At 62.2% G+C, this 15,409-nt stretch carries 13 protein-coding genes; 8 read left to right on the forward strand and 5 right to left on the reverse strand.

Annotated features, from left to right (window positions below; all coding sequences use genetic code 11):
• Positions 1-170 precede the first annotated feature (170 nt).
• From PG892_RS14815 to guaA, 4 genes are all read left to right on the forward strand, one after another.
• Positions 171-1,619, forward strand: a complete 1,449-nt coding sequence (locus PG892_RS14815; RefSeq protein ID WP_232048251.1) for an alpha-amylase family glycosyl hydrolase — start codon at positions 171-173, stop codon at positions 1,617-1,619.
• Between the two features lie 797 nt (positions 1,620-2,416).
• The gene (locus PG892_RS14820) at positions 2,417-3,052 is read left to right on the forward strand and encodes a YitT family protein (protein ID WP_010674548.1); all 636 of its coding nucleotides are present in this window, start codon (positions 2,417-2,419) and stop codon (positions 3,050-3,052) included.
• 265 nt (positions 3,053-3,317) lie between these two features.
• Positions 3,318-4,781: an IMP dehydrogenase gene (gene guaB / locus PG892_RS14825; RefSeq protein ID WP_010674549.1), complete on the forward strand. Its 1,464-nt coding sequence runs from the start codon at positions 3,318-3,320 to the stop codon at positions 4,779-4,781.
• An 84-nt stretch (positions 4,782-4,865) separates the two neighbouring features.
• Positions 4,866-6,455: a glutamine-hydrolyzing GMP synthase gene (gene guaA, locus PG892_RS14830; protein ID WP_010674550.1), complete on the forward strand. Its 1,590-nt coding sequence runs from the start codon at positions 4,866-4,868 to the stop codon at positions 6,453-6,455.
• A gap of 36 nt (positions 6,456-6,491) precedes the next feature.
• Here the strand turns inward: guaA and PG892_RS14835 are convergent, their stop codons facing one another.
• The 4 genes from PG892_RS14835 to PG892_RS14850 form a co-directional block, all read right to left on the reverse strand.
• Positions 6,492-6,893, reverse strand: coding sequence for a hypothetical protein (locus PG892_RS14835; RefSeq protein WP_162231286.1), 402 nt, complete (start codon positions 6,891-6,893; stop codon positions 6,492-6,494).
• Between the two features lie 385 nt (positions 6,894-7,278).
• On the reverse strand, positions 7,279-7,650 hold the full coding sequence (locus tag PG892_RS14840) for a DUF6616 family protein (protein ID WP_045524762.1): 372 nt from the start codon (positions 7,648-7,650) through the stop codon (positions 7,279-7,281).
• Positions 7,647-8,429 carry a HEAT repeat domain-containing protein gene (locus PG892_RS14845; RefSeq protein WP_270825540.1) on the reverse strand — a complete coding sequence of 261 codons (783 nt, stop codon included), beginning with the start codon at positions 8,427-8,429 and terminating at the stop codon, positions 7,647-7,649. The genes PG892_RS14840 and PG892_RS14845 overlap by 4 nt, the downstream gene beginning before the upstream one ends.
• Positions 8,426-8,956, reverse strand: coding sequence for a MarR family winged helix-turn-helix transcriptional regulator (locus PG892_RS14850; protein ID WP_270825541.1), 531 nt, complete (start codon positions 8,954-8,956; stop codon positions 8,426-8,428). The genes PG892_RS14845 and PG892_RS14850 overlap by 4 nt, the downstream gene beginning before the upstream one ends.
• A gap of 261 nt (positions 8,957-9,217) precedes the next feature.
• On the opposite strand from PG892_RS14850, the gene PG892_RS14855 reads away from it, so the two are divergent.
• Together PG892_RS14855 and PG892_RS14860 are read left to right on the forward strand one after the other, a co-directional pair.
• Positions 9,218-10,588: a leucine-rich repeat-containing protein kinase family protein gene (locus PG892_RS14855; protein WP_270825542.1), complete on the forward strand. Its 1,371-nt coding sequence runs from the start codon at positions 9,218-9,220 to the stop codon at positions 10,586-10,588.
• Positions 10,589-10,698: 110 nt separating this feature from the next.
• Entirely contained in the window at positions 10,699-11,346 is a 648-nt protein-coding gene (locus PG892_RS14860) for a thiopurine S-methyltransferase (RefSeq protein ID WP_010674558.1), read from the forward strand.
• Positions 11,347-11,631: 285 nt separating this feature from the next.
• Here the strand turns inward: PG892_RS14860 and PG892_RS14865 are convergent, their stop codons facing one another.
• Entirely contained in the window at positions 11,632-14,406 is a 2,775-nt protein-coding gene (locus PG892_RS14865; protein ID WP_270825543.1) for an insulinase family protein, read from the reverse strand.
• Positions 14,407-14,568: 162 nt separating this feature from the next.
• Between PG892_RS14865 and sixA the strand changes: the two genes are divergently transcribed.
• Together sixA and PG892_RS14875 are read left to right on the forward strand one after the other, a co-directional pair.
• Positions 14,569-15,036: a phosphohistidine phosphatase SixA gene (sixA, locus tag PG892_RS14870; protein ID WP_010674560.1), complete on the forward strand. Its 468-nt coding sequence runs from the start codon at positions 14,569-14,571 to the stop codon at positions 15,034-15,036.
• A 132-nt stretch (positions 15,037-15,168) separates the two neighbouring features.
• Complete coding sequence (locus PG892_RS14875) at positions 15,169-15,375, forward strand: DUF1107 domain-containing protein (protein ID WP_005324080.1); 207 nt, start codon at positions 15,169-15,171, stop codon at positions 15,373-15,375.
• The last annotated feature ends 34 nt before the right edge of the window (positions 15,376-15,409 follow it).

Here is a 15,409-nt window from a genome sequence, read left to right on the forward strand (position 1 = left end):
CTGCGCGAGCAGCTATCACCCAGTAATGGGGATCCCCCTCCTGTGACGCGAAGCGCTAAGGTGGGGGAGGATGTCAAGCCTACGACTTCTACCGGGTCGATCCCCGTCTGGAGTCGCCGGGGGCGGGTTACCGGGAGTTCATCCAGGCGGCCCACGCCAAGGGGCTCAAGGTGATCCAGGACGTGGTGCTCAACCACTCGAGCCAGTACGGCCTGCGCGGCAAGACCTGGATCGATCGCCTGCCCGTCAAATACTACGTACCGGCGGGGTCGAGCCAGGGACTCATCAACAATGGTCCCTATCAGGGCAATCTTGGGGACTACGCCAGTGCCAACCGCTGTGACGACGACAACCCGGCGGCTCCCGACTGGTACAAGGCCCGCTGCCAGTCGGATCCGGCGGGCACCCAGCCCCTGGTAGATCCCAAGACCGGCGCCACCGTGCCGAGCGCAGGCTACAACCCCAACCGCTTCTTCGGCATCGACGCCCAGACCCTGGATCCCGCCTGGTATCACCTGGACGGTTTCATGTCCGGCGGTGACTGGGAGAGCCCGCTTGCCCTGCAGCGCAAGCACATGGCGGGGGACTGCATCGACTTGGCCACCGGCAACCAGAACGTCAAGGACTACCTCAACGGCGCCATTCGTCAGTACCTCGACATGGGGGTCGATGCCATCCGTATCGATACCTTGAAGCACATCGAGCGGGACGAACTGCTGACCTATGTCCACGACTGGCAGGCCCACAAGCCGGGGCTGTTCGTCTTTGGCGAAAACCTGGTCAAGGGCACCGGATGGGGCTCTGAGCTGGCCAACGACAATGCCTCGGCGGTGATCCGCCCCTGGTGGTATACCCGCACCACGGCCAACCCGGCCAATCCCCGTGCAGGGGGCGATTCCGGCCTCTCGGTGCTGGACTTCTCACTGTTCTCCACCTTCCGTGACAACGTCGCCCGGGGGAACTTTGGCGGGGTAGGGGGGATCTTCGCCATGGACTGGGTCTATGGGGATGCCACCAAGCTCATCACCTTCTTCCAGAACCACGACGTGGGGCCGGACAACGACTTCAAGTACCGCTACGGCGGGGAAGAGGGCAATGCGGCCATGACCTACAACCTGCTCTGGACGGCGCGGGGGATCCCGACCCTCTACTACGGGGAGGAGGTGATGTTCCAGGCGGGCAAGCCCCAGGACATCGACGGGGCCACCATGACGGTGGATCAGACCGGTCGTGCCTACTACGGGGAGGTGCTGGACAACCCCGCCACCCCGAGCCACCCGCTCTATCAGCACATCAAGCGCCTGAACCAGATCCGCAAGGCGGTGCCCGCCCTGCAAAAGGCGCCCATGAGCCAGGTGAACGAGTGGGGGAGCGGCATCAGCTTCGTGCGTGATCTGAGCGCCCAAGGGAGCTACGCCGCCGTGGGCCTTGCGGCCAACTCGGCCCAGCAGATAAACCTGAGTGGCCTGAAGAACGGCACCTACACGGACGCGGTAACCGGTGCGAGCCAGAGCGTCAGCAACGGCAGCCTGAGCTTTGCGGTGCCCGCCTATTCGGCGCGGGTCTGGGTACTGAACGGCCCGGGCAAGGTCGGTGCTGACGGCAAATACCTCAAGTAAGGAAGCCCTGTCACAGGGAGCAGCGAGTCGGCCTTCGGGCCGACTTTTTTATTCTGCCTTCTGCCTATGCCTGAATGGATGCCCCATCCTGATGGGACTCTGGCTGGGGGGGCTGGTGGATGGGCAGGCCTGTGGACTCGCGACCAGCACGCTCATGGGAAGGGGGCTAGAGGGAAGGGAAGTAGTGCATCCGCCGCTCGAGTCACTTCATGCTCTGCATATTGCAGTGCTCGTGGCAGTGAGCAAAGCGGTGCCCATGTCGCCTTTGCGCCGCGGTGCAAGGCAAACTGTGCCACTCGGTTGATCTATATTGGTGCAATTGCACTTTATTGGTGCGCTCCATCCACATCCGCCTCTGGAGCCCGCCCCGAAGAAACACGCCGTATGGCCCTCGGGCTTACCCCATGACAGGCATCATCCATGCTGAAAAGCGGCATCGTATCGACATGATCTGCCGAAAAAACGGGCTGTGAAGGGGATACCACGAGGCCTTTCTCGGTGACTCGGGTAAACATGCTGCGCCACTGTGATGGCCGATCACTGAAGTGGTGCATTCGATCTGCACATTGCGCATTTATCAGAATTTAAATCCGATTATTTATGGTATCGCGGACTCTTGTTTTGATTGGCGCTCTTTTTGCTGTGCCTTGTCATCCCCACGATGGCGACATAAGGGGGCGGGGGACGCAAGATTGGGGGGTGGGGACGGCAAGGTGAACGGGCCGCCGCCATCAGCCCCAACGCGGCCTGGTTGTCGGGCAACGGATGCCACCATCACATCGGATCTAAGGAGTCATATGGAAGGTGAAATGACCATGCAGCCAGCGGCTGCGGGCAGGGGGCTGGCCCATACCCTCAAGGACGATGTCTACGGCATGGTGCTCGGGGTCATGTTTATCGCCGTGGGGCTCAATCTGCTCAAGTGTTCCGGCATGATCACCGGTGGCATCGCGGGCATCGCCCTGCTGATCGCCCATGTCAGCACCCTGCCCATCGGCGTGCTCTTCTTCCTGGTGAACCTGCCCTTCATGGTGTTCTGCTACGTCACCATGGGGCGCGCCTTCACCCTCAAGACGCTGATCGTCAACGTCGCCCTCTCGGCGGCCACCCAGGCGGTGCCGCTGCTGCTAACGGTGAGCTATGTCCATCCCCTGTTTGCCGCCCTGGTGGGGGGAACCTTCCTCGGCATGGGGGTCTTGTCTCTGGCGCGCCACAATGCCTCCGTGGGGGGCACCGGCGTGGTGACGCTCTGGCTGCAACGGCGCACCGGCATCAATGCGGGAAAGAGCCAGATGGTGCTGGATGTGCTGGTGTTTGCGCTCTCTCTGCTCACCCTGCCGCTTCCCCTGCTGCTCTGGTCAACCCTGAGTGCGCTGGCCATGAACGCCATGCTGATGAACTGGCACAAGCCGGGCCGCTATCAGGGGAACTGACCGCCGGTCTGGCTGACGGCTGTGAGTGGAAAAAAGGTCGTTCCGGGAGACTGGCGGCAGAAAGGGGCTCAACGGCAAAAAAGATCATCTTGTCGGGAAAAACGGCATGGTTACGGCTGAATTTATTGGTTTTTTGCCCTGTTGGTGGCGTTAAATCGGGCTACGCCATAAAAAATTCAAAAAACTTCTTTACCACTGCCCAATGCATGAGTAAAATTTGTCGGCAATATTTTACACCCCCACTCCTCAACGGTGAGATATTGCCATGCTCAGGATTGCCAAAGAAGCGCTGACCTTCGACGATGTACTGTTGGTTCCAGCCCACTCCACTGTTCTCCCCAATACCGCCGACCTGCGTACCAAGCTCACGTCTGCGATCACGCTGAATATCCCGATGATCTCCGCTGCCATGGACACAGTGACCGAAGCCCGTCTGGCTATCGCACTGGCCCAGGAAGGCGGTATCGGCTTCATTCACAAGAACATGTCCATCGAGCAGCAGGCTGCCGAAGTGCGCAAGGTCAAGAAGTACGAGAGCGGCGTGGTCAGCGACCCCGTTACCGTGCGCCCTGACATGACCATCGCCCAGATCAAGGAGCTGAGTCACAAGAACGGTTTCGCCGGTTACCCCGTGGTGACTGACGGCAACCAGCTGGTGGGCATCATCACCGGCCGTGACGTGCGCTTCGTCATCGATCTCTCCCAGACCGTCGAACAGATCATGACCCAGAAAGATCGTCTGGTGACCGTGCGTGAAGGGGCCCCTCGTGAAGAGGTGGTGGCTCTGATGCAAAAGCATCGCATCGAGAAGGTGCTGGTGGTCAACGGCGACTTCAAGCTCAAGGGCATGATCACCGTGAAGGACTTCCAGAAAGCCGAGCGCAAGCCCAACGCCTGTAAAGACGAGCGTGGCCGTCTGCGGGTCGGTGCCGCCGTCGGTGCCGGTGCCGGCAACGAAGAGCGCGTCGCCGCCCTGGTGGAAGCCGGTGTGGACGTGCTGCTGATTGACTCCTCCCACGGCCACTCCCAGGGCGTGCTGGATCGCATCAAGGCGACCCGTGAAGCCTATCCTGACCTGCAAATCATCGGCGGCAACGTCGCCACCGCCGCTGGCGCCAAGGCGCTGGTGGAAGCGGGTGTCAACGCCGTCAAGGTCGGTATCGGCCCGGGCTCCATCTGTACTACCCGTATCGTGACCGGCGTGGGCGTGCCCCAGATCACCGCCATCTCCGACGCCGTCGACGCCCTGGAAGGCACCGGCGTGCCGGTGATTGCCGATGGCGGCATCCGCTTCTCCGGTGACGTGGCCAAGGCCATCGCCGCGGGCGCAAGCTGCGTCATGGTGGGCTCCATGTTTGCCGGTACCGAAGAGGCGCCGGGCGAGATCGAGCTCTATCAGGGCCGCTCCTTCAAGTCCTACCGCGGCATGGGCTCTCTGGGTGCCATGTCCAAGGGCTCCAGCGACCGTTACTTCCAGACCGATAACGCCGCCGACAAGCTGGTGCCGGAAGGGATCGAAGGGCGCGTGCCGTACAAGGGCCGCCTCAAAGAGATCATCCACCAGCAGATGGGCGGCCTGCGCTCCTCCATGGGTCTGACCGGCAGCGCGACCATCGACGACATGCGCACCAAGGCCGAGTTCGTGCGCATCTCGGGCGCCGGGATGAAAGAGTCCCACGTTCACGACGTGACCATTACCAAAGAAGCCCCCAACTACCGGATGGGCTGATGAAACGGGGCTCTACGCCCCGTTTTTCCACCCTTTTTTTATCCCGTGCTTTTTGTGACAACATCAGCCTGATGCAGGAATAAAATGACTAAAGACATTCACGCCCACCGTATCCTTATCCTGGATTTCGGTTCCCAGTACACCCAGCTCATCGCCCGTCGCGTCCGTGAAATCGGCGTCTACTGCGAGCTGTGGGCCTGGGATGTAACCGAAGAGCAGATCCGCGAGTTCAACCCGAGCGGCATCATCCTCTCCGGCGGCCCGGAATCAGTGACCGAGGCGGGCAGCCCGCGCGCCCCCGAGTACGTGTTCAACGCCGGTGTGCCGGTGTTCGGTATCTGCTACGGCATGCAGACCATGTCCGAGCAGCTCGGCGGCAAGGTGCAGTCCTCCAACCTGCGTGAATTCGGCTACGCCCAGGTCGAAGTGCTGGGCCAGTCCGGCAAGACCAGCGCCCTCTTGCGCAACATCGAAGACGCCATTGCTGACAACGGCAATGCCCTGCTGGATGTCTGGATGAGCCACGGCGACAAGGTCACCGAGATCCCCGCCGGCTTCACCACCATCGCCCAGACCGCGACCTGCCCCCACGCCGCCATGGCCGACGAAGCCAAGCGCTTCTACGGCGTGCAGTTCCACCCGGAAGTGACCCACACCCGTCAGGGTGCCCGCATGCTGGAGCACTTCGTCAAGGACATCTGCGGCTGCGAGTGCCTCTGGACCCCGGCCACCATCATCGACGACGCCGTTGCCCGCATCCGCGAGCAGGTGGGTGACGACGAGGTGATCCTGGGCCTCTCCGGCGGCGTGGACTCCTCCGTGGTCGCCATGCTGGTGCACCGCGCCATCGGCGATCGCCTGACCTGTGTCTTCGTCGACAACGGCCTGCTGCGCCTGAACGAAGGCCAGCAGGTGATGGACATGTTCGGCGATCACTTCGGCCTGAACATCATCAAGGTCGACGCCGAAGAGCGCTTCCTCTCCGCTCTCGCGGGTATCGACGAGCCGGAAGCCAAGCGCAAGACCATCGGCCGCGTCTTCGTCGAAGTGTTCGACGACGAGTCCAAGAAGCTCAAGAACGCCAAGTGGCTGGCCCAGGGCACCATCTACCCGGACGTCATCGAATCCGCTGCCAGCAAGACCGGCAAGGCTCACGTCATCAAGTCCCACCACAACGTCGGCGGCCTGCCGGAAGAGATGAAGATGGGGCTGGTGGAGCCGCTGCGCGAGCTGTTCAAGGACGAAGTGCGCCGTGTCGGCCTCGAACTCGGCCTGCCCTACGACATGCTCTACCGTCACCCCTTCCCGGGTCCGGGCCTGGGCGTGCGCGTGCTTGGCGAAGTGAAGAAAGAGTACTGCGACCTGCTGCGCAAGGCTGACGCCATCTTCATCGAAGAGCTGCGCAAGGCCGACCTCTACAACCAGGTCAGCCAGGCGTTCGCCGTCTTCCTGCCGGTGCGCTCCGTCGGCGTCATGGGCGATGGCCGCAAGTACGACTGGGTCATTGCGCTTCGCGCCGTCGAGACCATCGACTTCATGACCGCCCACTGGGCTCACCTGCCGTACGACTTCCTCGGCCACGTGTCGAACCGCATCATCAACGAGATCAACGGCATCTCCCGCGTGGTGTACGACGTCTCCGGCAAGCCGCCTGCCACTATCGAATGGGAATAAGCGGTTAACGCCTCTCCCTGAGATCACGCAAAACTGTCAAAAAGGCGCCCTTGAGGCGCCTTTTCTTTTTCCAATCGTTTGCGAGAAAATTTTGCTCCTGGCGAAGGGGATAGAGGCCCTGTTGCCAACGTTGTCATGGTAAGTGCCCGAGTCGATAGGCAGAGCCTCATCTATCGCATCCACACAAGGCGGCAGGCTGTGGTTTCTCCGGGCAGGGGAAAGGCTTTGCTGCATAGCCTCTGAAGGCCATCCACGAGTGTTATGCCCAGAAAGGTAAGTGCCACTGTGTCCAGCATCAAACACTTCTTCAAAATCCCCCCAAGTGATAGCAGGCGCACCAGTTACCGTTTCAAATGCAAAACCACGGTGCCGCTGCCCAACCCGCTCCACGGGGAAGCCATGGTGCAGATCTTCCAATCCCTGGATGGGTCGGCTCATATCACCTCCATCACCCCGATCTGGGTGGGTTGCGGGGAGGGGGAGATCGCCTAACCGGTTTGCTCTAACAACCAGCAATAAGAAAGACGCCTTATGGCGTCTTTTCACCTCTGACTGTTGGTTTGAAAGCACTATGGCGGCGAACCTTTGTCACGACGACCCGGATCTTGCTCACTTGTGCCATCGCGATGGCTCATCACGGCATCAGGAGATATCAGCGTTTTTTGAAGGGAGTGGGAAGGAAGTGGGAAGGGAGCGGGGCTGTGGCGCCGCTTTCCCAGGTGGTGGTGACCTGGGTTTGCAAGGGCAGTGCATGGAAAACAGTGCCACCGGTGTCGGCAGCACTGACGCAAAGCCTGGTGGGATAACGCTCTTTTAGGGGTTATCAGGCCAGGGCGGGGCTGGATGTAGCGGCGCAGGGCAGGGCGGCCAACTGTGCAAGGTGCTCGCCCAGAGAGACCCCGGCGCCGGTGGCGTTGACCGTCTCGAAGTAGTCGTGCCAGCCCGATGCGGCTATCCCCTGGACGAGGGCCTCGATGGCTGCGGCATCCGGCCCGCGCCAGATGGCGAAGAAGGGGTGGGGCGCACCATGGAGGGTGGCAGCATCGGTCTCGCCCAGGGCGATGGGCTCCACCCCGAGGGCGGCGAGGTTGGCCATGCCTGTGCCAATGGCCTCGAAGAACTGCTGACGAGCCGTCTGGCTCAATGCCAGCCAGGCGGGAGTGGGGGTGTAGAGCTCTGTCAGATAGTGGGTCATAGGGGTTCCTTCGGGAGTTGGCCCTTGCGCAAGGTGCGCAAGGCGCGTTGACAAATCCGGGTTGTCGCGGGACTGGGGCTTTCGCGAGACCAGCGCGCGCAGAGGTCAGTGACCCACTGTGGCCTGTCTTTGCTCGCATCGTTCAGCCAGTTGGCAACGGAGTCCTGCACATAGAGGGCGGGATCGGCCTTGAGGGGCTCGAGCAGCATCAGGGCCTGCTCCGGCGCTTGTCGCAGGGACGCAAGATGGGTACACCAGACGCCGCGGGGCCGGGTCGCTTCGCTGGCAAAGCGTCGCAGCCGCTCGGACGGCTCCGCCGTCAAGGGCACCAGGGCGGCAATGGCCGCCTCCAGCTGCGCAGCAATGGTCGTTCGCATTGCGAGCCAGGCCCACTCGCGCACCCCAAAGTGCGGGTCATCGGCGAGGGGGCGAATGAGGGCCAGGCGGTCGCTGAGCGACAGTCCCTCGCTCGCGCCCACCATGAAACAGGCCCAGCCCCGCACGGTATCGGAGGGATGACGGCTGAGCGCCGCAAGATCCCTCGTGCCGTTCTCGGCCAGGAGCAGCCTGGCGGCCAGCGCCATGCGCCGGGTAATGCCCTCCCCGGATGCGGCGTGCATCGACGCCAGCGCCTGGGGCCCGAGCGAAGGCCGGGTGCACTGCATCAGGGCGGCAAAATCCACCGCCAGGCATTCGGTCAGGTTGCTTGCCTCAGCCTCTCCCCGGTTGAGCTGGGCGAGGCGTGAGGGGGCGATATCCGTGATGCGGCTGCGTGTCATGGGTGCTCCTCTGTGGCGGCCTCAGTGCAGCCTGCACGGGATGAGATGACGTTGAGCCAGGCCCGCTTGAGCAGGGTACTCAGGGTCTCTCGCTCTGCCTGATCGAACCCGGCAAACAGGGAGCCTATCCACTGGCTGTGCTCATCGAGCAGGTGCTGCGCCAGGGCCTGGCCCTGCTCTGTCAGGCGCACCGAGATCTTTCGCCTGTCCTGGCTGTCGCTGTGGCGAGCCAACAGGCCGTCCCGTTGCAGCCCGTCGAGCAGGCCGGTGATGGTGGCCCGTGTGACCCCCGCCTTGTCGGCAAGCTCGTGGGGAGCCAACCCTTCTGGCAGGTCGCGCAGCAAAAACAGCAGCACGAGCTTGCCTTCGGAGAGGCGGTGAGGGGCCAGGCGCGCCGCGCACGCCTGATCGATGGCAGCGGCTAGGGTCAACACCTCAAAGCAGACGCGCATGTTTTGGGTGTCCGCGTGTCCGCGGCGCTCTGCATCTTCGAGCAGGGCGAGGTGTTTCTGTTCCAGCGTGATCATGATGATGAGTCTCGAATGACTTTGTATGGCGCCATACTATATGGCACCAATCAAATGATCAACCACCCAAGCGCGCGACCGGGATGGTTCATGGCAACGGAGAGCGGGAGTGTGGCGATGGGGGGGCCTTTGCAAGAGCAGGCGTTGCAAGAAAATCGGCCATCTTTGGCCGTCATTCCCTATAATGCCCCTCCTTTGTGGTCTGGGGGGAGTGTCCCGCAGTGAGCCACCGCAAGCCCGAATGTTGATAGAGACGATCCCATGCATACCCTGGAACAGCTTCGCGCAGGCGAACTCTGCGGCGCCCGCCACCTCAAACTTGCTGAAAACCTCGCGGTGTTCCCTCCCGAGATCCTGAGCCTCAAGGAGACCCTGGAGGTGCTGGATCTCACCGGCAACCAGCTGAGCGAGTTGCCTGACGCGCTGGCCGAATGCAAGAAGCTGCGCATCCTCTTCTGCTCCGAGAACAACTTCACCGAACTACCCGAGGTGCTGGGGCGCTGCCCTGCGCTCACCATGGTGGGCTTCAAGGCCAACCGCATCGCGACCGTCCCGGCCACCTCCCTGCCCGCCAGATTGCGCTGGCTGATCCTGACCGATAATGCCATTGAACGACTGCCGGACGAGCTGGGGCAGTGCGACGCCCTGCAAAAGCTGATGCTCTCGGGCAACCGGCTCGCTGGGCTTCCCGAGACGCTTGCCGGTTGCCACCGTTTGGAGCTTTTGCGCATCGCCGCCAACCGGCTCGAGGCGCTTCCAGAGTGGCTGCTCTCCCTGCCGCGCCTGTCCTGGCTGGCCTTCGCGGGCAACCCTTTCTGTGATGAGCAGGCGTGTCTGAACGGCACATCGGTGTTCACTACCGAGATCCCCTGGCAGGCGCTCTCACTGGGGGATGTGCTCGGGGAGGGAGCATCCGGCGTCATCTATCGCGCCGAGTGGGAGAGGGCTGAAGGGCCCTGGGCGGTGGCGGTCAAGCTCTTCAAGGGGGCCGTCACCAGCGATGGCTTGCCCCTGAGCGAGATGGGGGCGTCCCTGGCCGCCGGTCGCCATCCAAACCTGGTCGGGGTGATGGGGCGGGTGAGCGATCATCCCTCCGGCATCCCGGCACTGGTGATGCCCCTGATAGACCCCGCCTTCGCCACCCTGGCGAGGCCCCCGAGCCTGGACTCCTGCACCCGGGATGTCTATGGGGCGGATCTGAACTTCACTCCGGCCCAGGTGATGGCCATGGTGCAGGGGGTGGCTGCGGCCGCCCGACACCTGCACGAGCGGGGCATCCTCCACGGCGATCTCTACGCACACAACCTGCTGTACTCCTTGCAGCCCGCGATGCCCCACTCGTCGCAGGAGGCGCCGGGCCGGGTGCTGCTCGGGGACTTTGGTGCCGCCTCCTGTTACGACCGCGCCGATGAGGTGCTGGCCGGGCGGCTGGAGCGCCTGGAAGTGCGGGCCTTTGGCTGCCTGCTGGCCGAGCTGCTGGCGCGCTGTAATGGGGGCGACGCCGACCTTGACCCCCTTCATCGACTGGCCAGAGAGTGCGGCTTTGAGGTGCCTTCCCGGCGACCCACCTTCGCGCAGATCCTGACCCGGCTGGCAGCGATGGCGACAAGCCTGCCTGGGGTCGTGGCCTGAGGCCTGCCCATCGTGGGCGTTCTCTTGCACAGGGGCGGGATCATGGGGCTTGCGCCACTTCGGTGAAGTTGTGATAGTGATGCACCATTGCAGATGACGAGAGGAAGATGATGGAAGCGGCATTTTGGCACCAGAAGTGGAAAGAGAACCGGATTGGCTTTCATCAGGCAGATTTCAACCGCTGGCTGCAATCCTGGTGGTCGGCCCAGCAAGGGAGCGACCCCGTGCTGGTGCCCCTTTGCGGCAAGTCCCGGGACATGCTCTGGCTGCGTGAGCAGGGGCATCCGGTGGATGGCTTCGAGCTCTCCGAGCTCGCCATTACCCAGTTTTTTGACGAGAACAACCTGAGTGCAGAGAGAAGCGAGGTGGGTCCCTATCAGTGCCACCGGCACGAGGATCTGCGCATCTATCAGGGGGACTTCTTCGCCGCTCCGGAGCTTGGTCAGCGTTATCGCCTGGTCTATGACAGGGCGGCCCTCATCGCCTTGCCGGGCGCCATGCGCCGCCAGTATGCCGCCCTGATGAGCCGCCTGGTGGAGGCGGGAGGGCAGGTGTTGCTGGTGACCCTCGAGTATCAGCCCGAGCAGCAGCTACAGCCGCCGTTCTCGGTGGGGGAGATGGAGGTGCGCACCCTGTTTGAGCGCGACTTTGGTGTCGAGGTGCTGGGCCGGGGGGCTGAGCTGGATCACCCCAGGGTGCTCTCGGGGCAGCTCTCCTATTTCGACGAGGTGGCTTACCGGCTTATCCGCCGGGGCTGAGGAGGGCGCGAGGCCGCTGCCAACGAGGGAAGTCGCGCTTGTTTTACCTCCTTTGACATAGATCAACGTGGAAAATCAGGGAAATGCCTAAGATGCGGCTGTTTCTCAATCACTGCTGGTGCCGACCGATGAGCTCTGGTTTGAACGCCGGTCGAACATCAACCCAGTGTCTGATTTTCACGCTCATGTTCACTTTTGGCGGCTCTGGTCGCAATTGATTATGGTTTTTCCAGCCGACCCCACAGGGTCGGCTTTTTATTGCCTGCGCGTTGCCAACAGGGGAGGTCAGCCTTCGAAGGTGGCGGCGTTGAGCCGAAATGCCCGTGGATCGTCGATAAACTGGCCGGTGATCCGCTCGTCATGTTCGTGCCCCTGACCATAGCTGCAGAGGATCAGCCGATCGGAGGTGCGCGATCGCAGCTGGGTGATAAAGCGCACCAGATCGGCGCGGCTCAACTTGCCCACCTCGTCGCAGACCCGTTCCCGCTGATCAAACCCCAGATCCTTGTTGCCGATGCTGACCCAGAGCCGCTGGCCGCGGCTGCGCAGGTTGGCATCCCGCTCGCTCAACTGGGCTTGCAGCCCCGCCTTGCTCTCTTGCCACTGTTGCTCGGTAAATTCGAGCATGGCGAGCGGGAAGAGGTCGATAAACTCCTCCACCGCATCGAGCAGGATCTGCGGTCCCGCCACCGGCGACTGGATATAGAAGATCAGCCCCGGATGGCGATTGAGAGGCAGGTTGCCGGCGCCCACCACATACCCCAGTTGCTGGCGGGTGCGCAGCTCGTGAAAGAAGGTAGAGGACATGATGTGGTTCGCCAGGGTAAAGCAGGCGAGATCCCGCGCCCGGGTGGTGCGGGACTGGTAGTAGACCAGCAGCGCCGAGTCCTCGTGATCGCACCCCTGCTCGCGAATGAGGGTGCCTCTGTCCTGGATGGAGATGAGGGGGCGGCGGGTCTCGGCGCTGGGCTGGCTGTTGGCACCGAGGTGGCGCTCCAGCAGGGCCGCGAGTTCGAGGGCCTCGGCGGCCGTCCAGTCTCCGTGTACCAGGGCCTCCAGATGCACCCTGGCAAAGAGCTCGGAGACGAAGCCGGGCATCTCCCCGAGTTCGACGGTGCGCAGGTGGCGCAACAGCTGCTCGAAGGGCGGGTTGTTGGGTTGCAGCAAACTGGTGAGCTGGTTGAACAACTGGGAGATGGGGCGGGTCTTGGACTGGTTCTCCCAGTTGCGGATAAGCTGCTCCTTGATCTCGCTAAAGCGGGCCGGATCCGGATACCCCAGGGTGCGGTTGCCGAGGATCATGTCGAGCAGCAGCGGTTGCTTGTCGGCAAAGCCGCTGAGGTTGATGGTAAAGCCCCCCTGATGGGCATAAATCTGGTAGCCAAGGCCCGCGAGCTCCGCCGGGTAGGTGAGGGCGTTGAGGTGATCCGTGAGCAGTTCCACGGCCAGACGCGCCATGGCGATGTGACGCGGGCTCTTGACCGCATGTTCGCTGTCGACGGAGATATAAAGGCTGCCCTTGGGCACGCTGAACTGATGCTCATGCAGGTGCCAGAGCCGGAAACCGGGCCTGTCGATGAGGCAGGACGGCATGTCGGCGGGCAGCGCCGGCAGACGGGCGTCGAGGCGGGTGCTGATGAAGGGGTTGGGCGCCGGCAGGTGCAGGGCGGGATCCGGTTCACTCTGCTGCCAGCGGATCTTCTCGGCCTCGCTGATGCTCTGGACGCTGTAGGGTGTCTGGTACCAGCGGGCGAGGCGATCCGTGCTCGCTTCCGGGGCCTGGATGGTCACCCGCAGGTTGTGGGGCGTCAGCTTGGCGAGGAAGCGCCGGATCAGTGCCTCATCGAACTCGCGCATCATGTAGTCGCCGTAGAGCAGATCGTCCGGCCCGTAGCTGAACAGGTTGAGCACGAGGCCGGAGACGGTGTCGAGGGCCCGGCCCCGCTCCTGGAAGCGGAAGGCGGATTCCAGCACGCTGCGCTTCTCCTCATAGCGCCAGGCCTGCACCCCGCCCCGCTCGATGAGCTTCAGATAGCCAAACAGGGCGGCGATGATCTCGTCTACATGCTCAAGCCCAAGGGGGGTGAGGCCAAAGCTCACGCCAAAGTCCTTGAAGTTGGCGCCGCTGATGCCGCCGCCGGCGGCGAGCTGATTGACCCAGCCCCGCCCCTTGAGCAGGGAGAGCAGGCTGCCTTCCCCCTCATAGCCGATGAGGTGGCTCAGGAAGGTGAGGGGTTTTTTGTCGTAATACTCATCCACGCACGGCAGCGGGAAGGTCAGCGCCAGCTTGCGGGTCTCCTTGACCGGGGTCAGCTGGATGCGAATGCCGAGATCATCGAGCCGATAGAGAGGATGGCTCAGTACCGGAGGGCCGAGGCGGCGATCCGGAATGGCACCAAAGAAGCGATCACACCAGGCCAGCTGGGTCTCGATGGGTGCCGGTGAAAGCATGACCAGCGCCATGCGATCCGCACTGTAGTGGGTTTCGTAGAACGCAATGAGATCCGAACGCAGATCCCGGCCGGGGAGATCCGCCAGGGTGTCGAGGTTGCCCACCGAGAATTTGGAGAAGGGGTGGTCCGGATTGACCGTCTCCTTGTGCACCTGGTAGCTGCGGCGCACGTCGTCCTGCAGCTTGAGGCGGTACTCGGAGTCCACCGCGTTGCGCTCCTTGTCGACCCACTCCGGTGCAAAGGTGGGGCAGATGAAGAACTGGGAGAACCGGTCGAGCCCCGCCTCGAAGAAGCCGTTGTCGATGTCGAAGAAGAAGTTGGTGAACTCGGTACCGGTCCAGGCGTTGTTGCTGCCCCCGTGACGGCTCATGAATTGCTGGTACTCACCGGGTTTGGGGTAGGTGCGGGTACCGAGAAACAGCATATGCTCGAGGAAATGGGCCATGCCCTGGCGATCGGCAGGATCGTCGAAGTGGCCGGTATTCACCGCCAGGGAGGCGGCGGATTTGTCGGTCTCGGGATCACAGATCAGCAAGACCCTGAGCCGGTTTGCCAGCTCCAGATAGTGATACCGCCGATGGTCATTGGGACTGGCATATGGGCTCATTGGGGAGGGGCTCGCGGTGAATTTATTTGAATTTAAACATGATTATCGACCCCGCTATCTTGCGAGGCAAACCCTTTTCTGAGAGGTGGCGCAATTGTTTCCCCCGGCATGGCGGGGTAAGATCCCCCCGCTATTTAAACAGGCCCCCTGGGCGAGGTTGTAATGAAAATCTACATCATGCGTCATGGCCAGGCTGGCATGAACGCAAAGACTGATGAACAGCGTCCACTGACCGAGCAAGGCATCGAAGAGTCCATCCACATGGCGGGCTGGCTGGCTCCCCAATTGGCAGGCTCCCTGAACCTGGTGATCCACAGCAACTATCTGCGTGCCAGACAGACCTGGCAGGCCATCGCCCCCGTGTTGCCCAAGGCCCTCAAGGTCGAGGAGAGCGGCGACATCACCCCCTACGGGGATCCGGCTTTCGTGGCAAGCTACCTCACGGAGCTGGCGGCGGAGCATGACAACATCCTGATGGTCAGCCACCTGCCGCTGGTGGGGTATCTGGTCCAGAGTCTCTGCCCGGCGGCAGGGGCCCCCATGTTCGCGACGTCCGGGCTGGCCTGCATCGAATGGCAAGATGGCAAAGGAGTCTTGCTCTGGCTGGAAGGACCGCATACAATACGGTAAAAGTTAATAATAAGTTACATTTTGGTTTTTTGGGAAGAGAGAGTCGATTTTTCCGGTTTTTTATATAAATTTAACGGAATTATTTCGCATAAGCTGCTGTCATACGGATACAACTTCAAGAGGTTGCAAACGATGAGAGTGTTCAAGAAGTACCTGCCACTGATGGTGGCAAAACATGTCAAAACCTTCTTCAAGGGGCGGATTTACATCCACGGCAGGGGGCGCTTCGATTTCCAGTCGGGCTTGCTGATGATGCCATTGCAAGCCGACATTCCCCATCGCCAGACGGTGCTCGAGGTCAATGAACTGATTTCAAGGCTCCACATGGATGCCGCCTGAGGCGCCTCAGGCTGACCTTGGTCCCCCTCATGCC

This window comes from Aeromonas sp. QDB68 (assembly GCF_027707405.1).
GTDB classification, from domain to species: Bacteria; Pseudomonadota; Gammaproteobacteria; order Enterobacterales; family Aeromonadaceae; genus Aeromonas; species Aeromonas caviae.